Origin of the sequence: Corynebacterium variabile (assembly GCF_006539825.1) — a bacterium.
GTDB classification, from domain to species: domain Bacteria; phylum Actinomycetota; class Actinomycetes; order Mycobacteriales; family Mycobacteriaceae; genus Corynebacterium; species Corynebacterium variabile.
In genome coordinates this window covers 67,367-89,782 of the sequence record NZ_BJNT01000003.1, presented here as the reverse complement: position 1 = coordinate 89,782, position 22,416 = coordinate 67,367, and the positions used below count along the sequence as shown (strand labels likewise).

The window sequence follows — 22,416 nt, the reverse complement described above, 5'->3', positions numbered from 1 at the left end:
AGGACAGAAGACCATGTTCGATACCGTGCTCATCGCCAACCGCGGCGAGATCGCCTGCCGCGTCATCCGCACCGTCCGGGACATGGGCCTGCGTTCCGTCGCCGTCTACTCCGACGCCGACGCGGACGCCCCGCATGTCGCCCTGGCGGACACCGCCGTCCGGCTCGGCCCGGCCGCTGCCGCCGAGTCCTACCTCAACATCGACCGCGTCATCGCCGCGGCGCTCGCGTCCGGGGCCGGCGCGATTCACCCCGGCTACGGATTCCTGTCCGAGAACGCCACCTTCGCCCGCGCCTGCGAGGACGCCGGGATCGTCTTCATCGGCCCGCCGGCGGACGCCATCGAAGGCATGGGTGACAAGATCACAGCCCGCGCCACCGTCGAGGCCCGTGACGTGCCCACCGTGCCCGGCATCTCCCGCCCGGGGCTCACCGACGCCGAACTCATCGCCGGAGTCACCGGCACCGACGGGGGAGCGGGTGTGGAATTCCCCGTCCTCATCAAGCCCTCGGCCGGTGGCGGCGGCAAGGGCATGCACGTTGTCGCATCGCCGGATGATCTGGCCGACACCCTCGTCGGCGCGCGCCGGGAGGCGGCGTCCTCCTTCGGCGACGACACCCTGTTCATCGAGCACTTCGTGGACACCCCCCGCCACATCGAAGTCCAGGTGATGGCGGACGCCCACGGCAATGTCGTGCACCTCGGCGAGCGTGAGTGCTCGCTGCAGCGTCGCCACCAGAAGGTCATTGAGGAAGCGCCCTCCGCACTGCTCGACGAGGAGACCCGGGCCCGCATCGGCGAGGCGGCCTGTGACGCCGCCCGCTCCTGCGGCTACCGCGGCGCCGGAACCGTGGAGTTCATCGTCTCGGCGAAGCGTCCCGACCTCTTCTTCTTCATGGAGATGAACACCCGCCTGCAGGTCGAGCACCCGGTCACCGAACTGGTCACCGGTCTCGACCTGGTCGAACTGCAGATCCGCGTCGCTCAGGGGGAGCCGCTGCCGGTGTCCCAGGGGGACATCACCCTGACCGGCCACGCGATCGAGGCCCGCGTCTACGCCGAGGACCCCTCGGCCGGATTCCTGCCCACCGGCGGTACCGTCACCTCGCTGCGCTGGCCCACGGCCCCCGGCATCCGGGTCGACACCGGCATCCGCGCCGGTCAGGTGATCGGTTCGGACTACGACCCGATGCTCGCCAAGGTCATCGCCTCCGGTCACGACCGTGCCGAGGCCATCGGCAGGTTGGACGCCGCGCTGGCCGGAACACTGCTCAGCGGACTCGGCTCCGACGCCGGTGAAGGCACCAACATCGACTTCAGCCGGTACCTCCTCGCCGACGACGCTGTCCGCGCCGGGGCACTGGACACCGGCCTCCTCGACCGGATCGTCGGGGACTACACCGTTCCCCCCACGCCTTCCGAAGCCCTCGTCGTCGCCGCCCTGGCACTGCAGGACACCGCCCGTGACTCCGCACACCGGTCAGGTCGGCACGGCGCCTGGGCTGCGGTCGACGGATGGCGTGCCGGTGCGGACCACGCCCCCTTCCGGTCCCGGGTCGCCGTGCCCGGCACCGGCCCGTCCGACCTCGAACTGTCCGGGACCACCGACCTGACCCTCTCGGTCCGACCGGTGGATCCGGAGACCACGGCACCACCGGCAGTCATGGCACAGGTGCTGGCCGTCGCCGCTGACGGTGAGGACACGGTCCGCGTCCTCACCGTGGCGTCCGGCGACGGGCACCCGGCCGCCTCCCGGCGGTGGACCTCCCGGACCGTCCCCGACGGGGCAGGTCAGGCGGTTGCCGTGTCCGGCCCTGACGGAACCTGGGTGGTCCGTCCGCTCGGCCTGGACCGGGACGCCGCGGACGCCGCCGGCGGTGAGGACGACGTCCTCAGCCCCATGCCGGGCACCGTCGTCGCCGTCTGGGTCACCGACGGGGACACGGTCACCGCCGGCCAACCGCTCGTCGTCCTCGAGGCCATGAAGATGGAGCACGCCCTGACCGCCGCCCACGACGGGATCGTGCACCTCAGTTGTGCCACCGGTGACAAGGTCGGCGCCGGCACTGTGCTCGCCACCGTCCCCGCCGCCCTCCCCGCCACCGTCCCCGCCTGACCAGAAGTACAGAGAAAAGGAATCATCATGACTGCAGCAACCACCCGCCGATCCAACCCCGCCGATGACGGACTGACCCCGGAACTCGTCGAACTGCGACGCACCGTCGAGGAATTCGCCCACGAGGTCGTTGACCCGAAGATGGCGGAGAACTACCGCAACCACACCTTCGACTACGACATCCAGGCCCAGATGGGCGAGATGGGTCTGTTCGGCCTGCCGTTCTCCGAGGAATACGGCGGCATGGGAGGGGACTACTTCGCCCTCGGCATCGCCCTGGAAGAGCTCGCCCGCGTCGACCAGTCCGTCGCCATCACCCTGGAGGCCGGCTGCTCCCTCGGCGCCATGCCGATCTACCGCTTCGGTACCGAGGAACAGAAGCAGAAGTACCTGCCGGACCTCACGGCCGGTAAGTCACTCGCCGGCTTCGGTCTCACCGAGCCGGGCGCCGGATCGGACGCGGGCGGTACGAAGACCACCGCGAAGCTCGAGGACGGCAACTGGCGGATCAACGGCTCCAAGCAGTTCATCACCAACTCCGGCACCGACATCACCTCGCTGGTCACCACCACCGCGGTCACCGGTACCCGCGAGGACGGCCGCAAGGAGATTTCCGCGATCATCGTCCCGACCGACACCTCCGGCTTCACGGCCGAACCGGCCTACGACAAGGTCGGTTGGAACTGCTCGGACACCCATCCGCTGAGTTACGACGACGTCGTCGTCCCCGAGGAGAACCTGCTGGGCAAGCGTGGCCGTGGCTTCGCACAGTTCCTCTCCATCCTCGCCGAGGGACGCGTCGCCATCGCCGCACTGGCCACCGGTGCCGCCCAGGGCTGTGTCGACGAGGCGGTGGAGTACGCGAAGCAGCGGACGTCCTTCGGTCGTCCCATCGCCGAGTACCAGGGCGTCTCCTTCAAGATCGCCCGGATGGAGGCCCGCGCCTGGACCGCCCGTCAGGCCTGGCGTGCCGCAGCGCAGAAAATGCTCGCCGGCGAGGATTTCAGCCGGGAGGCCTCGATCGCGAAGATGGTCGCCTCGGACGCGGCGATGGACAACGCCCGGGACGCGACCCAGGTCTTCGGCGGTGCCGGCTTCATGAACGAGACGCGCGTCGCCCGCCACTACCGGGACTCGAAGATCCTGGAGATCGGTGAAGGCACCACCGAGGTGCAGCTCATGCTCATCGCTCGCTCGCTCGGACTGGAGGGATAGCACCATGGCCGACACCCGGAAGACCGTTGAACAGCGCGGCCTGTGGCTCGAAGAATACGAGGAGGGCACCACCTACCTCCACCGGCCGGGCCGCACCGTCACCGAGGCGGACAACACCCTGTTCACCACCCAGACCATGAACACCCAGCCGCTGCACCTGGACGCGGCCTGGGCGGCGACCCAGCCCGGTTTCCGCGGCGAGCGACTCGTGAATTCCATGTTCACGCTGTCCACCGTGGTCGGCCTGTCCGTCAACCAGCTCACCCTCGGGACCATCGTCGCGAATCTCGGCTTCTCCGAGATCACCTTCCCGGCACCCATGTTCCACGGCGACACGCTCTACGCCGAGACGGAGTGTCTCTCGGTCCGCCGCTCGAAGTCCCGCCCCAACCAGGGGATTGTCGAGCTGCGGCACATCGGCCGCAACCAGCACGGCGACATCGTGTGCACGGCCGTGCGCAACACCCTCGTGCAGTGCCGGCCCACCGGTGACGGGGAAGGGGAGACGGCATGACCACCCGCTGGACCCCACCTGGCCCCGCCCTGCTCTTCGCCCCTGCTGACCGGCCGGGCCGGTTCGCCAAGGCCGCGGAACGCTCGGACGCCGTCATCCTCGACCTCGAGGACGGCTGCCGTGCGGAGAACCGGGCTGTGGCACGGGAACACATCCTCGCCGCCGGGGACAGTCTGGATCCCGCGCGCACCATCGTGCGGATCAACCCGGCGGGTACCCCGGACTTCGAGGCCGACCTCGCGACAGTCTGTGACAGTGGGTTCACCACGGTTATGCTGCCCAAGGCGGAGGGGGCGCGGTCCGTTGACGCACTGTCGGAGAGTCGCCCGGACGCCTCCCGTCTCCGCGTCATCGCCCTGGTCGAGACCCCTCGTGGCGTCCTCGATCTGGCGTCTTTCGCTGCCCACCCGCAGGTGGACGCCCTGTTCTGGGGTGCGGAGGATCTGACCGTCGCGCTCGGCGGCACCGCGTCCCGCTACGGGGTCGATGAAACACAGGCCGCGGGCGGTGGGCTCTCCGGTCAGCCCGGCGGGTACCGCGAAGTACCCCGCCTGACCCGCTCACTGGTGCTGCTGCACGCCGCGGCGGCGGGCATTTCCGCACTCGATGCCATCCACGCGGACACCACCGATACCGCCGGGGCACGGGCTGAGGCGGTGGACGCCGCCGCCAGCGGTTTCGCCGGTACCGTCGCCATCCACCCTGGTCTGGTCCCCGTCATCCGTGACGCCTACCGACCTGACCGCGCACGGCTCGACTGGGCCCGTCGCGTCATGGCCGGCGCCGCAGAAAACTCTGGCGCCTTCGCTGTCGACGGCGAGATGATCGACGCCCCGTTGCGTCGTCAGGCCGAACTCATTCTCTCTAGGAGCTGACCCCCATGACCTCCACACTTCGACCGCACCACGACATCAGCCTTTCCGATCCCGCCGGCATCGATCCTGCGGAATCACATCTTGTCGGCCCGACCGATGTCCCGCTGCTGTCCGAGACCATCGGTCAGAATCTCGCCCGTACCGTGGCTGCATTCCCTGACCATGACGCGCTCATCGACCTCTACGGTGATATCCACCTGACCTACCAGGAGTTCCACCGCAAGGTTCTGCGTCTGGCGTCCGGCCTGCACAATGCCGGGTACCGGAAGGGGGACCGGATCGGCATCTGGTCTCCCAACCGCTGGGAATGGATGGTGCTGCAGTTCGCCACCGCCGAGATCGGGGCGATCCTCGTCTGCATCAACCCCACCTACCGGACCCGCGAGCTGACCTACGCGGTCAACCAGTCCGGTATCAAGGCGCTGTTCTCCGCCGGCCGGTTCAAGGACTCGAACTACCGGGCCATGATCGGAACCGTCTCCCACACCTTCGACCGCCCCTACAAGGAGACCGTGTTCTTCGGCTCCGAGCGGTGGGAGGAACTCGCCAACAGTGCCATCGGCGACCTCAACCCGGTGCGCGAGACCCTCGACCCGCACGACCCGATCAATATCCAGTACACCTCCGGCACCACCGGCATGGCGAAGGGCGCGACCCTGACCCACCACAACGTGCTCAACAACGGGTTCATGATCGGCGAGCGGCTGAACTACACCGACAGTGACCGGGTGATCATCCCGGTCCCCTTCTTCCACTGTTTCGGCATGGTCATCGGGATCCTCGCCGCTGTCACCCACGGTGCGGCATCGATCATCCCCGGCCCGGTGTTCAACGCCGAGAACACCCTGGAGGCTGCCCATCATGGCCAGGCGACCAGCCTCCTCGGCGTCCCGACGATGTTCATGGCCGAACTCCAGCTGCTCGACCACCTCGAGGAGAAGGGCAAGAAGCTGGACCTGTCGCGTCTGCGTACCGGTGTGATGGCCGGGACCTCGTGTCCGACGAAGACGATGCGCGAGATCATCGACATCCTCGGGATCGAGGAGATCGGCATCTGCTACGGCATGACCGAGACCTCACCGGTCAACCACCAGACCATGCCGGATGACCCGGTGGAGAAGCGGGTCGAGACCGTCGGCCGGATCGGGCCGCACCTGGAGGTGAAGATCGTCGACGATGACGGCTCCACCGTGTCCCGTGGCACCCAGGGCGAGCTCCTGGTCCGTGGCTACTCGGTGATGCAGGGCTACTGGGACATGCCGGAGAAGACCGCCGAGGCGATCGACGCCGAGGGCTGGATGCACTCCGGCGACCTGGCCACCATGGACACCGAGGGCTACGTGCAGATCACCGGCCGGATCAAGGACATGGTCATCCGCGGTGGGGAGAACATCTACCCCCGGGAGATCGAGGAGTTCCTCTACGAGCACCCGGACATCGCCGACGTCCAGGTCATCGGCGTCCCCGACGAGAAGTACGGGGAGGAACTCATGGCCTGGATCATCCTGGACGAAGACGCCGTCGCGGACGGCAGGACGCTGACCGCCGATGACATCCGTACCTTCAGTGACGGGAAGCTCGCCAAGTTCAAGATCCCGAAGTACATCCACATCACCGAGGTTTTCCCGATGACGATCTCCGGCAAGGTCCGGAAGGTCGAGATGAGGGAGAAGGCCATCGGGATCCTCGGTCTCTACTCCAACGGAGGAAGAGCATGACCAAACTCATCAGTGCGCAGGCGGCCGTGAACCTGATCCCTGACGGTGCGACTCTCGCTGTCGGCGGCTTCGGCGTCTGCGGTATTCCGCAGGTGCTGCTCGCCGAACTGGCGCAGCGGAGCGTCGGTCACTTCGAGGCGGTCTCCAACAACGCCGGCCTGGACGGTCGTGGTCTGGGCTTGCTCCTGGAGACCCGGCAGCTCAGCCGGATCGTCGCCAGTTATGTCGGCGAGAACAAGGAGTTCGCCCGCCAGTACCTGGAGGGTGAACTGGAGGTGGAACTCACCCCGCAGGGCACGTTGGCGGAACGACTCCGCGCCGGAGGCTCCGGCATCGGAGCTTTCTTCACGGCGACCGGCGTCGGCACCCCGGTGTCCGACGGAGGAATGGTGTGGAAGTACGGACGCGAGGGATCGGAGGATCCCGTTGACGGCGCCGTCCTCTCACCGGCCAAGGAGACCCGTGACATCGCCGGTCGGACCCAGGTCCTGGAACATGCGATCACGGCGGACGTGGCGCTGATCCGCGCCGAGGTCGCCGACACCGCCGGCAATCTCCGCTTCCATGAGACCGCCCGGAACTTCAATCCGCTTGCCGCGATGTCCGGCCGTGTCTGCATCGTCGAGGCTGAGAAGGTCGTGGACAAGGGCGAGCTTGCCCCGGACGACATTCACCTCCCGGGGATCTACGTCCACCATGTCGTGGAACTCACCCCGGAACAGGCAGCGGACAAGATGATCGAGAAGGAGACCACGCGATGAGCTGGAACAGGCAGGAGATGGCGGCACGGGCGGCGCAGGAGTTGCAGGACGGCCAGTACGTGAACCTCGGTATCGGGCTTCCGACGCTGGTGCCCAACTATGTGCCGGACGGGGTGGACGTCACCCTCCAGTCAGAGAACGGCATGCTCGGCATCGGACCGTACCCGGTGGCGGGGGAGGCCGATCCCGATCTGATCAACGCGGGTAAGGAGACGGTCACCGCCATGCCCGGGACGTCCTACTTCGATTCGGCGACGAGCTTCGGGATGATCCGGGGCGGCAAGATCGACCTGGCCATCCTCGGTGGCATGGAGGTCAATGACCGGGGGGATATCGCCAACTGGATTGTGCCGGGGAAGATGGTCAAGGGGATGGGTGGCGCGATGGACCTCGTGGTCGGTGCGCAGCGGGTTGTGGTGGTCATGGAGCACCGTAGTCGGGACGGTCGGTCGAAGATTGTCTCCGACATTACGTTGCCGCTCACCGGTGCGGGGGTGGTGGACCGGGTCATCACGGATCTCTGCGTCCTGGACCGGACTCCGGAGGGTTTCGTCATCGCTGAACTGGCGCCGGGGGTGACCGAGGAGGAGGTGAAGGCTGCGACGGATGCACCAGTTCTCCCGAACACCTGACGGAAATTCTAGATCCAGACATAATGGGAGGGGAGTAAGCGCCCCTCGCAACCCCCGCTGACCTGTACTTTTTCCGAAGAAAGGGATGACGAACCATCATGAGTGCTGCATCCGCCCAGCCCGCCCCCACCCCCGAGGACATCGTCATCGTCGGTGCCGCGCGCACCGCCCAGGGCAAGATGCTCGGGGCCCTGGCCTCGAAGACCGCGGTGGACCTCGGTGCGACCGCCATCAGTACCGCGCTTGAGCGCGCCGGTGTCGCCGCTGAGACTGTCGGCCATGTGGTCATGGGTCAGGTCGTGCAGGCCGGCGCCGGTCAGAACCCGGCCAAGCAGGCGGCGGTGGCTGCCGGTGTGCCGGTCTCCACCCCGGCCGACACCGTGAACAAGGTCTGCCTGTCGGGTCTGGACGCGGTGATCCACGGGTCCCGTCTGCTGCGTCTCGGGGACGCCGACGTGGTGGTCGCCGGTGGTCAGGAGTCGATGACCAATGCGCCGCATCTGGCTGCCGGTGTGCGTGCCGGGGCGAAGTTCGGTTCCATGGCGCTGCAGGATTCCCTGGAGCGTGACGGTCTGACTGATGCGGTGCACGGTACCGCGATGGGTGTGGAGACTGAGGAGGGCAACACCACCCGGGGGATCACCCGTGCTGAGCAGGACCGGGTTGCCGCGAGATCGCACCAGCGGGTCGAGGCCGCGATCGCTGACGGTACCTTCGCCGACGAGATCGCCCCGGTGGAGGTCAAGACCCGCAAGGGTACTGTCATCGTCGACACCGACGAGGGTGTGCGACCCGGGACGACCGAGGAGTCGCTGGCGGGTCTGCGTCCGGCGTTCGCCACCGACGGGACGATCACCGCGGCGTCCGCGTCGCAGATCTCCGACGGTGCCGCGGCGGTCGTGCTGACCACCCGCGCGTATGCGGAGGCCAACGATCTTGAGGTCCTTGCTGCCCTGGCTGCCTACGGTCAGACCGCGGGTCCGGACACCTACCTGCACTCCCAGCCGGCGCAGGCGGTCGCCGCCGCGCTGGGTAAGGCCGGCTGGGAGGCGTCAGATCTGGACTTCCTGGAGATCAACGAGGCGTTCGCTGCGGTGGTGGTGCAGTCGCTGCGGGATCTGGACTACCCGCTGGAGCGGACCAATATTCACGGTGGCGGTATTGCGTTGGGTCATCCGATCGGTTGCTCGGGTGCGCGTCTGGTCGTCGCTGCGGCTCATGAGCTGAATCGTCGGGGCGGCGGTAAGGCCGCCGTGTCGCTGTGCGGGGGCGGCGGCCAGGGTGACGCCCTGATCCTCTGGCGCTGACCAGTCAGGTCAGCTTGCCAGCGGGACGCCGTTGGCGTCCGCGCGGTACTGGCCACTACCGACGAGGATCATGATGAACTCGACGAAAGCCCAGATCGGCACCACAATGAGGAACAGGATCGGGACAATCAGCCAGAAGAAGAAGCAGCCGACGAGGAACAGCACCAGCTGGGTTGTCGCCTTGGCGGTGTATCCCAGGTAGAAGTTGTGGACGCCCAGAGTGCCGAGGAAGAAGGCCAGCAGCGCGGCGGCGACCTTCGACTTGGGGGCGTAGCTCACCGGGTAGCCGGGCTGCTGGTAGCCGGGGTAACCCTGTGCGGTGGGGTCAGCGTAGGGCTGCTGCTCCTGGTACGGGTCCCGGGGCTGGTACGGCTGCTGATCGCCGTCGGCGAAGGGGTTGGACACGGGGAGCTCCTCGACAACTCAAAGGTTCAGGTACCGGATCGTCCGGTTCACGTACCCTAACCTATCAGTTGTTCTCAGCCCAGAAGTAGGGCGATGACAGCAATCGACGGAATCGACAGCAGGGTACTGACCACACCGGCGTCCCGGGCGAGCACGGTGTTCGTCCCGAACCGCTGTGAGTAGGTGAAGACGTTCTGCGCGGTGGGAAGCGCGGCGACGACCACGAAGGCCAGCAACGCGGCCCCCGAGGCGTCGAAGAGCAGCCGGGCCAGGGCATAGGCGATGAGCGGGTGGATGACCGTCTTCACCACGGCCGCGGCCCACACACTGCGCTTCGGACTGGTTGATCCGAGGACGCGCACCTGCGCGATCGACATACCGAAGGCGATGAGGGCGACCGGCACGGCAGCTCCGGCGAGGGTGGCGACCGGCTCGGCGATGAGTTCGGGCAGCGTCCAGTCTGCGGTGGTGCGCAGCGTGGCGAGGATGATGCCCGCGACGGCGGCGATGATGAGCGGATTGCGGACGATACCGACCACCAGCTCGCGCACCAGTGGTCCGATGCTGTGGTGGGCGGTCGCACCGCCGTCCTCGGTCCGGGCCTGTCGCCGGGTGGAGACGTCGAGCAGCAGGACGACAGCCGGGCCGTAGACCGCGGTCTGGAAGATGATGACCGGCAGGGACGCCGTGGGGTCACCGAGAACATGGGTGACCAGGGGGACACCGAGGTTTGACCCGTTGCAGTAGGAGCAGGCCAGCAGCGTCACGAGACTGTCCGGGACGTTGCGTCCGGCGAGGTGCCGGAACCCCAGGAAGCCGACGAGTCCGGCCAGGACGGAACTCAGGACGACCACGGCGAGATTCTCGCCGAAGACGTCGGCCAGGTCGGCCTGGGAGAGGAAGCTGATGAGCAGCGCCGGCGTCGCGATCCAGAACACGAACATGTTCAGGGTGTAGACGGCCCGCGGGCCGAGCAGGTCCCGGCGTCCGACGAGGAATCCCAGTGCGATGACGATGACCACCACGAGGAATCCACTGAGTACGTCGAGCATCGGTCCATTAGACCACGGGTGGTGGGGCCCGGCTCGGGCAGGGATCAGAACGTGGGGCGGGTGCTCACCACGTAGGTCTTCGCCCACTGGTCCGTGAAGGACTGCCGGTACGGATCCTTGGAGATCGTCACGCCGAGCGCGGCCGGGATACCGACATTCGCCACCCACCCGATGACGGGGATGAAACTCAGTACCGTGCTGATGAGGTACCAGCTGTTGCGCAGGAAGGACGCCTGGAACGTCGGAAGCTGACCGTCGACATCGACGACCTTCATCTTCAGCGCCATCTTGCCGATGGTCTGCCCCTTCCAGATCTCCATGCCGATGCGGTAGACGAGCCAGACGACGATGCTGATGACGCTGATGAGGTAGAAGCCACCCATGTTGAGGTCGGGACCGGCGCCGTTCCCGTCCCACCGCTCCAGGTCGTCGATCCAGGTGTTGATGTCGTCCCACATCACGATGGCCCCGATGAACGCCATGACGACGCCGACCACCAGCAGGTCGATGACATACGCGCCCAGTCGGGCGCCGGCGCCGGGGTAGGGGGAGACGAGCGGGTACCCGGCAGGCGGGAACCCGCCCTGCGGGTAGCCACCCTGCGGGGCGCCTCCCTGGGCATAGGGGTTCTGGTTGTCGTCGGGACCGTAGGGGTTGCTCATGGGGCGCGCTTTCTACCGGGCGTTGACCACGTAGGACTTCGACCACTGGTCGAAGGTGTGCTGGCGGTACGGGCTACGGGCGATCGTGAACCCGAGCACCGCGATGAGGATCACCGAGACGATCTGTCCGATGGAGCCGACGAACATCCCCAGCAGGAAGACGGCGATGTACCAGGAGTTGCGCTTGAAGGACGCCCCGGCGGTCAGCAGCTTCCCGTCGGCGTCGACAACCTTGATCTTCAGCGCCATCTTGCCGAGGGTCTGCCCCTTGCGTACCTCCATGACGACCCGGTACACGAACCAGATCACCAGGGTGATGACGCTGGCGATGAGGAGATTGCCCGCATCCATGACAGGGGCGGAGCCGGGCTCGCCGGCGTCCTGCCAGGCCTGGAACTTGTCGGAGTAGTCCGAGATGTCGCTGCCGGCGATGGTCATGATGAGGATGATGCCGATGATGCCGATGAGTATATTGTCGATGACCAGCGCACCCAGTCGCTTCCCCGGGCCGGGGTAGGCGTCTTTGCCTGGTGCTCCGGTGAGCGGTGCACCGTCGTCTGGGGCATCCCCGCCGGAGTAGGCGTTGTAGGAGGGCAGGGATCCGGATCCGGTGGACGCGTCCGCGGACCTGTCGTCCGGCTTGTCGTCATCGGATGCGAAGGGGTTGGTCATCTGGGTGCTTTCTGCAGGGTCGTAGGAGTCGTAGGTGCAGGGGATGTCGCGGTTACCGGGAGCGGACGACGTACGCCTTGCCCCACTTGTCGGAGAAGGACTGGTTGAACTGGTCGTTGGAGATGGTGACGCCGACGGCGATGCACACGCCGAGATTTAGCAACCAGCCGAGGAACGGGATCATGCCGACCACGGTGGACACCACGTACCAGAGGTTACGCATCAGGGAGTCCTGGGCGGACAGTGTCGCGCCGCTGGCGTCGACGACCTTGAGGCCGAGGGCCATCTTACCGAGCGACGCTCCGGTCGTGACCTCCATGCCGATCCGGTAGGCCAGCCAGATCACCAGCGAGATGAACTGCATACCGATCTGGGCGGCGAGTGTGATCGAACTGAAGTCGACGAAGATCACCGCGATGACGCCGGTGAGGATCCACACGACGACGAAGTCGATGAGGAGTGCTCCGAGACGGGCACCGGGACCCGGATAGGCGCTCCCTGCCATGGGCGCGGCATAGGCGTTCGTCGGGCCGGTGGGGCCGGAGCCTGCGTAGGCGTTGTAGGAGGGGAGGGGGCCCGCACCGCCGGTGGCCCCGGCAGAGCGGTCGGCGTCCTCCTGACCGCGGTCATCACTGAACGGGTTCTCTGGGGTTCCGGAGGGCGTTGACATAAGCTGTCCCTTTCATCGGGGGCGGTAGGAAACCACCCACCACGCTACCCGACCAACGACTGAACCCCGCTCCGGGGACAACCGGGGCGGGGTTCAGGTGTCTGTGTAAACGCTCTGCGGGAGAGCAGTAGTCCGTGTCACCGGACTACGGTGCTGAAGTCAGCGGGTATCAGCGGCTGTGGAACGGCAGGAGTGCCATCTCACGGGCGTTCTTGACCGCGGTGGCGACCTGACGCTGCTGCTGCGGGGTGAGGCCGGTGACGCGGCGGCCGCGGATCCTGCCCCGGTCGGAGATGAACTTACGCAGCAGGGCGAAGTCCTTGTAGTCGACGGTCTCGATACCCTCTGCCTTGAGCGGGTTCTTCTTCGGGCGGCGGGACTGCTCGATCCGCGCCTTCTTGTGGTTGGTGCGTGCCTTCATTGTGTGAGCTCCCCTTTACCAGCTGGACTTACGGACGCCCGGCAGCTCACCGCGGTGAGCCATCTCGCGGACGCGGACGCGGGACAGACCGAACTTGCGGAGGTAACCGCGGGGACGGCCGTCGGCGGCGTCACGGTTGCGGACGCGGACCGGAGAAGCGTCGCGCGGCTGGCGGTTCAGTTCGAACTGCGCATCCGCACGCTCCTGATCGGAGGAGTTCGGGTTCTTGATGATCGCCTTGAGCTCGGTACGACGCTCGGCGAAACGAGCGACGATCTCCTTGCGCTGCTCGTTCTTCGCGATCTTGGACTTCTTCGCCATGGGTTAACGCTCCTCGCGGAACTCGACGTGCTTGCGAGCGATCGGATCGAACTTCTTGAGGGTGATCCGGTCGGGGTTGTTCCGCTTGTTCTTGCGGGTCACGTAGGTGTAACCGGTGCCCGCGGTGGACTTCAGCTTGATGATGGGGCGGATATCGTTACGTGCCATTAGATCTTCTCCCCACGAGCGCGAATCTTGGCGACGACGGATTCAATGCCGTCGCGGTCGATGGTCTTGAGGCCCTTGGTGGAGACGTTCAGGGTGATCGTCCGTCCCTCAGAGGGCACGTAGAACGAACGACGCTGGATGTTCGGGTTCCAGCGACGGTTCGTGCGGCGGTGCGAGTGCGAGACGGACTTGCCGAACCCCGGCTTCCGACCCGTGACCTGGCAATATGCCGACATGGGTATTTTCTCCTTCCGCCCGCGCGTCCGGTCCGGGCGCCAGACCGGCAGAAGACGTGCCCGCAACTAGACGGGAAGCAGGCGTGCCGGGGCGCTGTGTGGACATGGTCGATCGGGCGATGACGTTTACTTAGACAACAGCGAGGCGAAACTATACCCCATCGGACGCTCCAAGCCTAATCCGGGACTGATCCACACTCCGGCAGGCGCTTTCCGTGGTCTGCGGGTAGCGTCGCCGGTGGTCAGGGTACCGGGGATTTCACGGATCGGGGTGGTGCGGGTTATGGTGGATCGCTGTGTCACTGCCGCGTTCGGTCGCGGTGTGCCCACACTCCAAACCCGACCCAGGCACGACCTACGGTACGGACGGATCACCGTCCCGCCTGCGGGACCGACCTGGTGCCCGACCCTGAGGGATTGAGAATGAAGAGCGATATCCACCCCGACTACCACCCGGTGGTCTTCAAGGACGCCAGCACTGGCCACCAGTTCCTGACGCGTTCCACCGTCTCCTCCGACCGTACGGTCGAGTGGGAAGACGGCAACGAGTACCCGCTGATCGTCGTTGACGTCACCAGCGAGTCCCACCCGTTCTGGACCGGCGCGCAGCGTGTCATGGACACCGCCGGCCGCGTCGAGAAGTTCCAGCGACGGTTCGGTTCCCGTGTCCGTCCGTCCAAGAAGAACGCGTAGAGGAGGGTAGAGAACAATGGCAGTTCCGAAGCGCCGCATGTCCCGTGCGAACACCCACTCGCGTCGTTCGCAGTGGAAGTCCGACAACACCGCCCTGCAGACCGTCAAGGTCCAGGGTCGTGAGGTCCAGATCCCGCGCCGCCTGGTCAAGGCAGCTCAGCTGGGCCTGGTCGAACTCGACTAGCAGTATTCCGGTCACGCCGCTTTCCGCTTCTGCGGAAGGCGGCCTTTCCGTATCTGAATGGCCCCGGTTTCTTTCAGGGAGAATGAGAGTGAAACGGGTTTCCTGCCTTTGTGACCAGCTGCCGGATAACTTCCTGTCGGTTCGCTGAAAAGATGGCGCAGGGGGAGGCTGTGGGGTAGCGCATGGTGCACAATGGGGCCTATGAAAATTCTTGTAGTCGATGATGATAGGTCCGTGCGTGACACGCTCCGTCAGTCGCTCACGTTCAACGGTTACGATGTCGTCCAGGCCACCGACGGTGAAGAGGCTCAGACCCTCATCCGTAAGGAGAACCCGGACCTCGTCATCATGGACGGCATTCTTCCCAAGGTCGACGGCCTTGAGATTCTCCGGTCGCTGCGTGGCAGCGGCAGTGAAGTCCTCGTACTCATGCTCTCCCAGAAGTCAGACGTCGCCGACCGGGTCGCAGGCCTGGATGCCGGCGCCGACGACTACCTCACCAAGCCCTTCGCGCTCGAGGAGCTTCTCGCCCGGGTGCGCTCCCTCTACCGTCGCTCACGGCGCACCGCCGCCGCGGTCGCCAAGGACTCGAAGCCGCTGAGCTTCCTCGACCTCACGCTCAACCCCGAGACCCGCGAAGTCACCCGCGACGAGCGCCGGATCAGTCTGACCCGCACCGAATTCGCCCTGCTGGAGTTGCTGCTGCGTAACGCCCGTAAGGTGTTGTCGCGTAACACCATCCTTGAGGAGGTCTGGGGCTACGACTTCCCGACCTCGGGCAATGCCCTGGAGGTCTATATCGGCTATCTCCGGCGCAAGACGGAGGCGGAAGGGGAGGACCGCCTCATCCACACCGTGCGCGGCGTGGGGTACGTTCTGCGGGAGAACACTCCCTGATCTGCTGAGATGTCCGCCGGATCAGACCGGCGGCATGCTCAGGGGAGGGGAACCGGGGGATAACGGGGGACAGTCATTCCGGTCGGGGAACTGTCGGCGGGCTCACGGTCAACTCCAAGGTTGTCTGGAGAACTGTCGCAGTCAGCGGGGCCAGTATGGTCAACACAGAGCTTCACAGGCAGTAATACGATGAACGGAGACGTCCGATGGCGGACAACGGCAGCGCAGGTAATGGTAACGGCACCGGGAGCACCGGCGGATCAGGTGACAACCGTTACGCGGCGCAGTGGGGCCAGGGAGCCCAGGGAGCCCAGGGAGCACAGGGTGACCAGGGTGTTCAGGGCACACAGAACGGTCGGGAGCCGTCGCGTCCCGCCTACCCCGGCCAGTCGTACCCGAGCCAGTTCGGCCCTGCCGGTTCCGCCGGCATCCCCGGGTACCCGGGGTACACCGGGGATGACGGCACCGCCGTCCAACCGGAGGGCCCGGACAGTGCCGCCACGACCACGAAGTCCCCACGCCGTTTCTCCACGCCTGTCGTCGCGGGCATGGTGGTCGCCGTCGGCATCGCCGCAAGTGCCGTGACCGGAGTCATCATGAACAACACCGGTTCCGGCGGTTCCTCCGACGGCACGACCTTCTCGACCCAGGTCGTCGGTGACCGGGAGCAGACCTCCTCGACCCCGGACGACGGCACCATCGAAGGTGTCGCGGACAAGGTGCTGCCCAGCGTCGTCTCCATCCAGGTCACCAGTGGCCAGAGTGGCGCCGAGGGGTCCGGTTCGATCATCAGTTCCGACGGCATGATCCTCACCAACAACCACGTCGTCGCGGAGGCGGACGGTCGCGACTCCCAGATGACCGTGACCACCAACGACGGGAAGCAGTACGAGGCGGAGGTCGTCGCCACGGACCCGCAGACCGATATCGCCGTCATCCAGGCGAGGGACGCCTCGGACCTCACCCCGATCACCATCGGTGACCCGGACTCCGTCGCCGTCGGACAGTCGGTCGTCGCCGTCGGTTCGCCGCTGGGACTGTCCTCGACCGTCACCACCGGTATCGTCTCCGCCAAGGACCGGCCGGTGCAGGCCGGCGGCGAATCCGGCGGTGAGGCCTCGCTCATCGACGCCATCCAGACGGACGCGGCGATCAACCCGGGTAACTCCGGTGGTGCGCTGGTAAACCTCAACGGTGAGCTCGTCGGCATCCCGTCGGTCATCGCCACCCTCGGCGGCACCGGCGAAGAGTCCGGTTCCATCGGCCTGGGCTTCGCGATTCCCGCCGACCAGGCGATGGACACCGCCAAGCAGCTCATCGACACCGGTAAGGCCACCCACCCGGTGATCGGTGCGCAGGTCGACACCCGTGAGACCACCACGGGCGGTGCGGTCATCGCCGAGGTCACCGGGGGCGGACCGGCGGAGGAGGCGGGCCTGAAGTCCGGCGACGTCGTGACCAAGGTCGACGACCGGCTGGTCGACAACGGCGTGAGCCTCATCGCCGCGATCCGTTCCCACAATGTGGGGGATGAGGTGACTCTCACCGTCACCGACGGCCACGGTGGGAACGAACATGAGATCAAGGTCACGCTTTCCGCGTCCGAATAGTATGGTCAGGTAGAACAGGGCTCGCCACGCGAACACCACGGAAACTACGGTCGGGAGGACCACCGAAATGACTGAAGGAACCACCACCGGAGCCAGAGTCGACGAACTGCTGCGCGTCCGGGGAGTGGAGGATCTCGACGCTGACGAGCAGGCCTCCTACGACAGGTTGGACGCCGAGGTCACCGAACCCGATGACTCTGTCTTCCTCAGTCTCGACGAGCAGGAGGACCGACGGGACTCCAGGACCGCGCGCCACTCGCTGCTCCACGCCCTTGTCGTCCTCGTCGCCGACCAGATCGCCCCCGGCGACCAGTCCGGCGAGCTGGTCGCCGAACTCCTCACGGAGGAGGACTTCATGGTGGACGCGGTGCTCACCGTGGACTGCTCGCGTGACAGCGTCCGCCAGGCGCTGGAGACCGCCGTCGTCGGTGGTGCGGACCTCGTCATCACTGTCGGTGGAACCGGAGTCGGTCCGCGTGACCTCACCCCGGAGGCTACCCGGGATGTCCTCGACCGTCGAATTCCGGGACTCTCCGAGGCGCTGCGGTCCTCGGCGATGGCGTGCAATGCGATGGACGGTGGTCTGTCCCGCGGCGTCGCGGGTGTATCCGGGTCCACCGTCGTGGTGAACCTGGCGTCCTCCCGTGCGGCGATCCGCGACGGCATGGCCACGCTCTGTCCGCTGGCCCGTTAACATCGTCGGTGAGCTGAACCAGGCGTGACCGGGAGCACGGGGGATCAGAGGGGTCGACGCCGGCGTCGGGGAGTCGGTGTCCTCGGCCGGGCCCACGGCAGTTCCGACGCGGCAGCGCCTCCGTCGCCGCAGCCGCCGCAGGTACGGAAAAACCCCCGACCACCGCGTGATGCGGTGACCGGGGGTCAGGGGGAGTGGTTCAGCGAGGAGTTCTGGCGCGAGCAGCGCCCGCCGCACTGGTGAGCCCCTCCGGTGCATTCCATCAGGGGAGTGCTACTCCGCGGAGTGGCGCCCGGTCTCCGGCGACTCCCCTTCGGGGATGTCGTTGGAGGGGGTGGAGACACCGCTCTGCGATGCCAACAGGTCGCGGATCTCGATGAGCAGGTCGGTCTCGGAGGCGGTGGCCACCTCCTCGGTGTCCTGGCCCTTGCGCTTGGCGGCGGCTTCGGCCATCTTGTTGATCGGCATGACGATGATGAAGTAGACCACCGCGGCGATGATGAGGAAGTTGATCACGGCCGAGATGATCGCGCCGAGGTCGATAGTCGTCGACGCGTCGCCGGACTTGATCCGCCAGGCGAGGCCCTCGACGTCGCCGCCGCCGCCGAAGACGTTGATGAGCGGCTGGATCAGGTTGTCGGTCAGCGCGGTGACGATCGCCGTGAACGCGGCACCGATGATGACACCGGTGGCGAGTTCGATGACGTTGCCCCGCATGATGAATTCTTTGAAGCCCTTGAGCATTGTGCGTCCTCCTCGAGAGGTGATTTTGGGTTCAGGAACAGACATTACCGTCTGCGATGTCGGTCCGGAAGGTTCCGGAGTCGGTCACCACCACGTCAACCGTGATGTCGAACGCCGTCGCGGGGACGGCGACGCCGAATTCCTCGTGGTCCACGACAGCTATAAGTCTGTCATGGTTTTCGTCGGTTGCAGTGGAGGCTTCAAAGGTGCGGTCGTAGAAACCGCCACCCTGGCCCAGTCGGGCACCGCCGGTGCCCACGGCCAGTGCCGGGATGATGACGGAACCCACCACCGCGAGCAGATGATCCGTGGTCACCGGGGAGTCTCCGTCGACCGGAACCGGTTCCCGGATACCGAAGGCACCGGTGCGGGTGTGTTCCGCACCGCGCCACGTCACCCACTGGAGGGGGATTCCGGGACCGGTCACCACCGGAAGCCAGACGTCGCGTCCTGTGACGGCGAGTGCCTCCGGCAGGTCGGTACCGCCGGGTTCACCGGGCAGCGGGTCAAAGGCGGCGACGGCCCGGGTTCCGCCGGTGCCCTCACCGGTATTGTCGCGCCGGTCCAGTTCGGCGGTCAGGTACCCGACAATGGCGCGGTCCCGCTCGATGCGGTCGGGCAGACGCCGCGTCCGGTCCTGTCGGATCCGGGCCCGCAGCGCGGTCTTGGCGTCTGCGGTATCGGTCGGAGTGTCCATACTCCCGAAGACTAGTACGGCCCTACCTCCCCCGGAGGAGGGCGGCAGGGGTGGTGCGCGGGGGAAGGGACACAGAATTCCTGCGGACACGTGGTCGAATCGGGGGTGCGTCGGCGTGCTCACCACACCCGGACCGGGTACGGCCGGTAGTCTTCTCCCCATGACTGCTGATAATTCTCTCCACAACGGGGGCCTGCGCACTGTCGTGGTGCCGGCCGCAGGTCTGGGAACCCGCTTCCTGCCGGCGACCAAGACGGTCCCCAAAGAACTCCTTCCGGTCGTCGATACACCCGGTATCGAACTCATTGCCAGGGAGGCCGCCCAGGCGGGCGCGTCCCGCATGGCGGTCGTGACGGCACCCCGTAAGCAGGGGATCATGGCCTACTTCGACCGGGACGAGCTGCTGGAGTCGACGCTGGAGTCCCGCGGCAAGACCGCGCAGCTGGAGAAGGTCCAGGCAGTGAACACCCTGGTGGACGCCGTGGCGGTCAACCAGGACCGGCCGCTGGGTCTCGGCCATGCCGTGGGCTGCGCCGAGTCCGCCCTCGACGATGACGAGGACTGCTTCGCTGTCCTGCTGCCGGACGACCTCGTGCTGCCGTTCGGCGTCCTCAACGAGATGCTGGAGGTGCGTCGCCGGTTCGGCGGTACCGTGCTCTGCGGCTTCGAGGTCCCCGAGGACGAGGTCTCGAACTACGGTGTCTTCGATCTCGAGGAGACCGACGACAGTGCAGGTTCCCAGGTCCGCAAGGTCAGGGGAATGGTCGAGAAGCCGGATGCGGAGGACGCCCCCTCAACCGTCGTCGCCGCCGGCCGCTACCTGCTCGACCGCACCATCTTCGACGCCCTGCGTTGCATCGAGCCGGGCAAGGGCGGCGAGTTGCAGCTCACCGACGCCATTGAACTGCTCATCGAAGAAGGTCATCCGGTCCATGTCTTCATCCACCAGGGTGGACGCCATGACCTCGGTAACCCCGGTGGCTACATCCGGGCCTGTGTCGACTTCGCCCTCAACGACGACACCTACGGCCCCTCCCTGCGTCAGTGGCTCGGCAACCGCCTCTCCGCGGACGCCGTGTCCCATGCCGAGGTGCCCGCCGAGTAGCGGTCCTCTCTAGGATGGTGCAGAAGGTGGACGGACCGTCCACCGGAACAGTGTCGGCCACAGGAAAGTTCGAGGACCGTGAAGAGCGTTGAGGAGCAGTTGGCGGCGGTGACCGCTGCGGCAGTCACCCCGGAGCCGGTGCGTACCGCGATTTCCGAGGCTCTGGGCCTCCGGTGCGCTGAACAGGTCGAGTCGGAGTCCCTTTTCCCCGGCTTCGACCAGGCCGCCGTCGACGGGTTCGCCGTTCGCTCGGTCGACATCCGCCAGATCCTCAACGGCGGATCCGGTACAGGATCCGCGTCCGGGGACTCCGACGACGCGTCCTCCCCGATGCTCCCGGTGGTCGGTGAAGTCACCGCCGGTTCCCACCGTCCCGTGCGCCTGCAGCCGCGTCAGGCTGTCCGCGTGCAGACCGGTGCCCCGCTGCCGACACTGGCGGATGCTGTCCTGCCGCTGGACTGGGCGTCCCAGACAGGACGCCGCATCGAACCTCTCTACGGGGTCAGCTCCGGCCAGTTCGTCCACCGTGCCGGCTCGGACGTGCAGCCCGGCGACGTCGTCGTCGAGGACGGTGCCGTCATCGGCGCCGCCCAGGTCGGACTGCTTGCCGCCGTCGGCCGCTCGAAGGTCCTCGTGTACCCGCGGCCGCGGGTCTCGGTGCTGTCCTTCGGACCGGAACTCGTCGACATCGACCGCGACCCGGCTCTCGGCCAGGTCTACGACGTCAACTCCTATGCACTCGCCGCGGCCGGCCGGGAGGCCGGCGCGGACGTGAACCGGGTCGGCGTCCTCAACGGTGAACCACGACGACTGCGCGAGATCATCGAGAGCCAGCTCATCCGTTCGGAGATCCTCGTGATCTCCGGTGGCGTGGGCGGTGCCGCCAGTGACCGGCTGCGGGAGGTCCTCGAGGATCTCGGGGAGACGGACATCTCGCGGGTGGCGATGCATCCGGGCTCGGTCCAGGGCTTCGGCACGCTCGGCGCGGACCGCACCCCGACGTTCCTGCTGCCGGGCAACCCCTCGGCGGCCCTGGTCTCCTTCGAGGTGCTCGTCCGACCGCTGATCCAGATCCTCCGTGGTCGCCGGGAGACCACGCGGCGGACCGTGCAGGCCCGCACCATCACCGCGATCGAGTCCGCTCCGGGACGTACCGGCTACCTGCGCGGTCAGCTCATGCGTGACCGCGGTACCCGCGAGTTCCTCGTCGATCCGCTCGGTGCGGTCGGCGGTGGGGAACCGGGCCATCTGCTCGGCAGCCACGGCCAGGCGAACTGCCTGGTCGTGCTGCCGGGGGACCGCACCAGGGTAGAACCGGGCGAGATCGTCGACGTCATGTTCCTGACGAACCGGTCGTGAGGCGACCGTGATCGACCGGCATCCGGGCTGGCCCGCCCGAACCCCCAAGGCACGCTGCGTCGCCGGCCAGGTGCAGCTGCGCCCGCTGCACCGTCGCGACGGCAGGCGCTGGTCGCGCTACCGGGTCGCCGACGAGCATCTGCTGCGTCCGGTGGAGCCGACGGTGCCGGGCGACTGGTACGAGGCACACACCCCGCAGATGTGGCGCTCCACCGTGGGCGGTCTGCTCGACATGGCCCGTCACGGTGTCGTCCTGCCGTTCGCCATCGAAGTCGACGGTGAGTTCGCCGGCCAGCTCACACTGGGCAATGTCCAGCACGGTGTCGTCTGCAGCTGCTGGATCGGGTACTGGGTGTACTCGGGGTTCGGCGGCCGTGGCGTGGCGACGGCAGCGGTCGCTCTCGGCACCGACCATGCGATGCGGCAGGTCGGGATGCACCGCGTGGAGGCGACGGTCCTGGAGGGCAATGCGGCGTCCCGCAAGGTGCTGGCCCGCGCCGGCTACCGCGAGGAGGGCAGACTGCAGCGCAACCTGCACATCAACGGTCAGTGGCGCGACCACCTCCTCGTCGCACAGACCGTGGAGGAGACCTCCGGTGGCGTTCTGGCCGGACTGCAGGCGTCCGGGGTCCTTCCCGCCCCCTGAGTCACGGGAGACAACACCGGTTACTTATTTTCTCCGGCGCGC

At 66.9% G+C, this 22,416-nt stretch carries 27 protein-coding genes; 16 read left to right on the top strand and 11 right to left on the bottom strand.

Features of this window, described 5'->3' with window-relative positions:
• Positions 1–13: 13 nt before the first annotated feature.
• From CVA01_RS01405 to CVA01_RS01370, 8 genes are all read left to right on the top strand, one after another.
• Positions 14–2,116: an acetyl/propionyl/methylcrotonyl-CoA carboxylase subunit alpha gene (locus CVA01_RS01405; protein ID WP_141328045.1), complete on the top strand. Its 2,103-nt coding sequence runs from the start codon at positions 14–16 to the stop codon at positions 2,114–2,116.
• 27 nt (positions 2,117–2,143) lie between these two features.
• Positions 2,144–3,331 carry an acyl-CoA dehydrogenase family protein gene (locus CVA01_RS01400; protein ID WP_244938081.1) on the top strand — a complete coding sequence of 396 codons (1,188 nt, stop codon included), beginning with the start codon at positions 2,144–2,146 and terminating at the stop codon, positions 3,329–3,331.
• A 4-nt stretch (positions 3,332–3,335) separates the two neighbouring features.
• Entirely contained in the window at positions 3,336–3,845 is a 510-nt protein-coding gene (locus CVA01_RS01395) for a MaoC family dehydratase (protein ID WP_141328043.1), read from the top strand.
• The gene (locus CVA01_RS01390; protein WP_014010595.1) at positions 3,842–4,720 is read left to right on the top strand and encodes an HpcH/HpaI aldolase/citrate lyase family protein; all 879 of its coding nucleotides are present in this window, start codon (positions 3,842–3,844) and stop codon (positions 4,718–4,720) included. Before CVA01_RS01395 ends, CVA01_RS01390 begins: the two co-directional genes overlap by 4 nt.
• Before the next feature lie 5 nt (positions 4,721–4,725).
• A complete protein-coding gene (locus CVA01_RS01385) occupies positions 4,726–6,438 on the top strand; it encodes an AMP-binding protein (RefSeq protein ID WP_141328041.1) in 1,713 nt (570 codons plus the stop codon).
• Positions 6,435–7,199: a CoA transferase subunit A gene (locus CVA01_RS01380; protein ID WP_141328039.1), complete on the top strand. Its 765-nt coding sequence runs from the start codon at positions 6,435–6,437 to the stop codon at positions 7,197–7,199. The genes CVA01_RS01385 and CVA01_RS01380 overlap by 4 nt, the downstream gene beginning before the upstream one ends.
• Positions 7,196–7,831 carry a 3-oxoacid CoA-transferase subunit B gene (locus tag CVA01_RS01375; protein ID WP_014010592.1) on the top strand — a complete coding sequence of 212 codons (636 nt, stop codon included), beginning with the start codon at positions 7,196–7,198 and terminating at the stop codon, positions 7,829–7,831. The genes CVA01_RS01380 and CVA01_RS01375 overlap by 4 nt, the downstream gene beginning before the upstream one ends.
• Before the next feature lie 98 nt (positions 7,832–7,929).
• On the top strand, positions 7,930–9,138 hold the full coding sequence (locus tag CVA01_RS01370) for an acetyl-CoA C-acetyltransferase (protein ID WP_141328037.1): 1,209 nt from the start codon (positions 7,930–7,932) through the stop codon (positions 9,136–9,138).
• 9 nt (positions 9,139–9,147) lie between these two features.
• Here CVA01_RS01370 and CVA01_RS01365 read toward each other — a convergent pair whose 3' ends face one another.
• From CVA01_RS01365 to rpmB, 9 genes are all read right to left on the bottom strand, one after another.
• Positions 9,148–9,543: a TM2 domain-containing protein gene (locus CVA01_RS01365; protein WP_141328035.1), complete on the bottom strand. Its 396-nt coding sequence runs from the start codon at positions 9,541–9,543 to the stop codon at positions 9,148–9,150.
• A 74-nt stretch (positions 9,544–9,617) separates the two neighbouring features.
• Positions 9,618–10,595 (bottom strand): AEC family transporter, encoded by a 978-nt coding sequence (locus tag CVA01_RS01360; protein WP_141328033.1) that lies wholly within the window; start codon positions 10,593–10,595, stop codon positions 9,618–9,620.
• Positions 10,596–10,639: 44 nt separating this feature from the next.
• Entirely contained in the window at positions 10,640–11,257 is a 618-nt protein-coding gene (locus CVA01_RS01355; protein WP_141328031.1) for an RDD family protein, read from the bottom strand.
• A 12-nt stretch (positions 11,258–11,269) separates the two neighbouring features.
• On the bottom strand, positions 11,270–11,929 hold the full coding sequence (locus CVA01_RS01350; RefSeq protein WP_141328029.1) for an RDD family protein: 660 nt from the start codon (positions 11,927–11,929) through the stop codon (positions 11,270–11,272).
• Positions 11,930–11,981: 52 nt separating this feature from the next.
• On the bottom strand, positions 11,982–12,599 hold the full coding sequence (locus CVA01_RS01345) for an RDD family protein (RefSeq protein ID WP_141328027.1): 618 nt from the start codon (positions 12,597–12,599) through the stop codon (positions 11,982–11,984).
• Positions 12,600–12,768: 169 nt separating this feature from the next.
• Positions 12,769–13,020 carry a 30S ribosomal protein S18 gene (gene rpsR / locus CVA01_RS01340; RefSeq protein ID WP_141328025.1) on the bottom strand — a complete coding sequence of 84 codons (252 nt, stop codon included), beginning with the start codon at positions 13,018–13,020 and terminating at the stop codon, positions 12,769–12,771.
• A gap of 15 nt (positions 13,021–13,035) precedes the next feature.
• Positions 13,036–13,341 (bottom strand): 30S ribosomal protein S14, encoded by a 306-nt coding sequence (gene rpsN, locus CVA01_RS01335; RefSeq protein ID WP_141328023.1) that lies wholly within the window; start codon positions 13,339–13,341, stop codon positions 13,036–13,038.
• 3 nt (positions 13,342–13,344) lie between these two features.
• Complete coding sequence (gene rpmG, locus CVA01_RS01330; RefSeq protein WP_005279910.1) at positions 13,345–13,509, bottom strand: 50S ribosomal protein L33; 165 nt, start codon at positions 13,507–13,509, stop codon at positions 13,345–13,347.
• Entirely contained in the window at positions 13,509–13,745 is a 237-nt protein-coding gene (gene rpmB, locus CVA01_RS01325; RefSeq protein ID WP_014010583.1) for a 50S ribosomal protein L28, read from the bottom strand. The genes rpmG and rpmB overlap by 1 nt, the downstream gene beginning before the upstream one ends.
• A gap of 423 nt (positions 13,746–14,168) precedes the next feature.
• On the opposite strand from rpmB, the gene CVA01_RS01320 reads away from it, so the two are divergent.
• From CVA01_RS01320 to CVA01_RS01300, 5 genes are all read left to right on the top strand, one after another.
• Complete coding sequence (locus CVA01_RS01320; RefSeq protein ID WP_014010582.1) at positions 14,169–14,438, top strand: type B 50S ribosomal protein L31; 270 nt, start codon at positions 14,169–14,171, stop codon at positions 14,436–14,438.
• 16 nt (positions 14,439–14,454) lie between these two features.
• Positions 14,455–14,622, top strand: coding sequence for a 50S ribosomal protein L32 (rpmF, locus tag CVA01_RS01315; RefSeq protein WP_014010581.1), 168 nt, complete (start codon positions 14,455–14,457; stop codon positions 14,620–14,622).
• A 201-nt stretch (positions 14,623–14,823) separates the two neighbouring features.
• The gene (locus CVA01_RS01310; RefSeq protein ID WP_141328021.1) at positions 14,824–15,519 is read left to right on the top strand and encodes a response regulator transcription factor; all 696 of its coding nucleotides are present in this window, start codon (positions 14,824–14,826) and stop codon (positions 15,517–15,519) included.
• Positions 15,520–15,725: 206 nt separating this feature from the next.
• On the top strand, positions 15,726–17,129 hold the full coding sequence (locus tag CVA01_RS01305) for a S1C family serine protease (RefSeq protein WP_141328019.1): 1,404 nt from the start codon (positions 15,726–15,728) through the stop codon (positions 17,127–17,129).
• 67 nt (positions 17,130–17,196) lie between these two features.
• Positions 17,197–17,823 carry a MogA/MoaB family molybdenum cofactor biosynthesis protein gene (locus CVA01_RS01300; protein ID WP_141328017.1) on the top strand — a complete coding sequence of 209 codons (627 nt, stop codon included), beginning with the start codon at positions 17,197–17,199 and terminating at the stop codon, positions 17,821–17,823.
• Between the two features lie 273 nt (positions 17,824–18,096).
• Here CVA01_RS01300 and mscL read toward each other — a convergent pair whose 3' ends face one another.
• Positions 18,097–18,567 (bottom strand): large-conductance mechanosensitive channel protein MscL, encoded by a 471-nt coding sequence (mscL, locus tag CVA01_RS01295; RefSeq protein WP_141328015.1) that lies wholly within the window; start codon positions 18,565–18,567, stop codon positions 18,097–18,099.
• Positions 18,568–18,598: 31 nt separating this feature from the next.
• Positions 18,599–19,264: a 5-formyltetrahydrofolate cyclo-ligase gene (locus tag CVA01_RS01290; RefSeq protein WP_141328013.1), complete on the bottom strand. Its 666-nt coding sequence runs from the start codon at positions 19,262–19,264 to the stop codon at positions 18,599–18,601.
• Between the two features lie 160 nt (positions 19,265–19,424).
• Here CVA01_RS01290 and CVA01_RS01285 point away from each other — a divergent pair, with 160 nt between their 5' ends.
• The 3 genes from CVA01_RS01285 (at position 19,425) to CVA01_RS01275 (ending at position 22,374) form a co-directional block, all read left to right on the top strand.
• Positions 19,425–20,369 (top strand): UTP--glucose-1-phosphate uridylyltransferase, encoded by a 945-nt coding sequence (locus tag CVA01_RS01285; protein ID WP_141328011.1) that lies wholly within the window; start codon positions 19,425–19,427, stop codon positions 20,367–20,369.
• A 78-nt stretch (positions 20,370–20,447) separates the two neighbouring features.
• Positions 20,448–21,728 (top strand): molybdotransferase-like divisome protein Glp, encoded by a 1,281-nt coding sequence (gene glp / locus CVA01_RS01280; RefSeq protein WP_141328009.1) that lies wholly within the window; start codon positions 20,448–20,450, stop codon positions 21,726–21,728.
• Positions 21,729–21,735: 7 nt separating this feature from the next.
• Positions 21,736–22,374, top strand: coding sequence for a GNAT family N-acetyltransferase (locus tag CVA01_RS01275; protein ID WP_141328007.1), 639 nt, complete (start codon positions 21,736–21,738; stop codon positions 22,372–22,374).
• The last annotated feature ends 42 nt before the right edge of the window (positions 22,375–22,416 follow it).

Bases quoted from the DNA above. Each gene is read 5' to 3' on its own strand.
- CVA01_RS01405 (WP_141328045.1), top strand. From the start codon at position 14: ATGTTCGATACCGTGCTCATCGCCAACCGCGGCGAGATCGCCTGCCGC.
- CVA01_RS01360 (WP_141328033.1), bottom strand. From the start codon at position 10,595: ATGCTCGACGTACTCAGTGGATTCCTCGTGGTGGTCATCGTCATCGCA.
- CVA01_RS01380 (WP_141328039.1), top strand. From the start codon at position 6,435: ATGACCAAACTCATCAGTGCGCAGGCGGCCGTGAACCTGATCCCTGAC.
- rpmF (WP_014010581.1), top strand. From the start codon at position 14,455: ATGGCAGTTCCGAAGCGCCGCATGTCCCGTGCGAACACCCACTCGCGT.
- CVA01_RS01355 (WP_141328031.1), bottom strand. From the start codon at position 11,257: ATGAGCAACCCCTACGGTCCCGACGACAACCAGAACCCCTATGCCCAG.
- CVA01_RS01370 (WP_141328037.1), top strand. From the start codon at position 7,930: ATGAGTGCTGCATCCGCCCAGCCCGCCCCCACCCCCGAGGACATCGTC.
- CVA01_RS01345 (WP_141328027.1), bottom strand. From the start codon at position 12,599: ATGTCAACGCCCTCCGGAACCCCAGAGAACCCGTTCAGTGATGACCGC.
- CVA01_RS01310 (WP_141328021.1), top strand. From the start codon at position 14,824: ATGAAAATTCTTGTAGTCGATGATGATAGGTCCGTGCGTGACACGCTC.
- rpmB (WP_014010583.1), bottom strand. From the start codon at position 13,745: ATGTCGGCATATTGCCAGGTCACGGGTCGGAAGCCGGGGTTCGGCAAG.
- CVA01_RS01395 (WP_141328043.1), top strand. From the start codon at position 3,336: ATGGCCGACACCCGGAAGACCGTTGAACAGCGCGGCCTGTGGCTCGAA.
- mscL (WP_141328015.1), bottom strand. From the start codon at position 18,567: ATGCTCAAGGGCTTCAAAGAATTCATCATGCGGGGCAACGTCATCGAA.
- rpmG (WP_005279910.1), bottom strand. From the start codon at position 13,509: ATGGCACGTAACGATATCCGCCCCATCATCAAGCTGAAGTCCACCGCG.
- CVA01_RS01400 (WP_244938081.1), top strand. From the start codon at position 2,144: ATGACTGCAGCAACCACCCGCCGATCCAACCCCGCCGATGACGGACTG.
- CVA01_RS01350 (WP_141328029.1), bottom strand. From the start codon at position 11,929: ATGACCAACCCCTTCGCATCCGATGACGACAAGCCGGACGACAGGTCC.
- rpsN (WP_141328023.1), bottom strand. From the start codon at position 13,341: ATGGCGAAGAAGTCCAAGATCGCGAAGAACGAGCAGCGCAAGGAGATC.
- CVA01_RS01320 (WP_014010582.1), top strand. From the start codon at position 14,169: ATGAAGAGCGATATCCACCCCGACTACCACCCGGTGGTCTTCAAGGAC.
- CVA01_RS01300 (WP_141328017.1), top strand. From the start codon at position 17,197: ATGACTGAAGGAACCACCACCGGAGCCAGAGTCGACGAACTGCTGCGC.
- CVA01_RS01385 (WP_141328041.1), top strand. From the start codon at position 4,726: ATGACCTCCACACTTCGACCGCACCACGACATCAGCCTTTCCGATCCC.
- rpsR (WP_141328025.1), bottom strand. From the start codon at position 13,020: ATGAAGGCACGCACCAACCACAAGAAGGCGCGGATCGAGCAGTCCCGC.
- CVA01_RS01305 (WP_141328019.1), top strand. From the start codon at position 15,726: ATGGCGGACAACGGCAGCGCAGGTAATGGTAACGGCACCGGGAGCACC.
- CVA01_RS01390 (WP_014010595.1), top strand. From the start codon at position 3,842: ATGACCACCCGCTGGACCCCACCTGGCCCCGCCCTGCTCTTCGCCCCT.
- CVA01_RS01285 (WP_141328011.1), top strand. From the start codon at position 19,425: ATGACTGCTGATAATTCTCTCCACAACGGGGGCCTGCGCACTGTCGTG.
- CVA01_RS01375 (WP_014010592.1), top strand. From the start codon at position 7,196: ATGAGCTGGAACAGGCAGGAGATGGCGGCACGGGCGGCGCAGGAGTTG.
- CVA01_RS01290 (WP_141328013.1), bottom strand. From the start codon at position 19,264: ATGGACACTCCGACCGATACCGCAGACGCCAAGACCGCGCTGCGGGCC.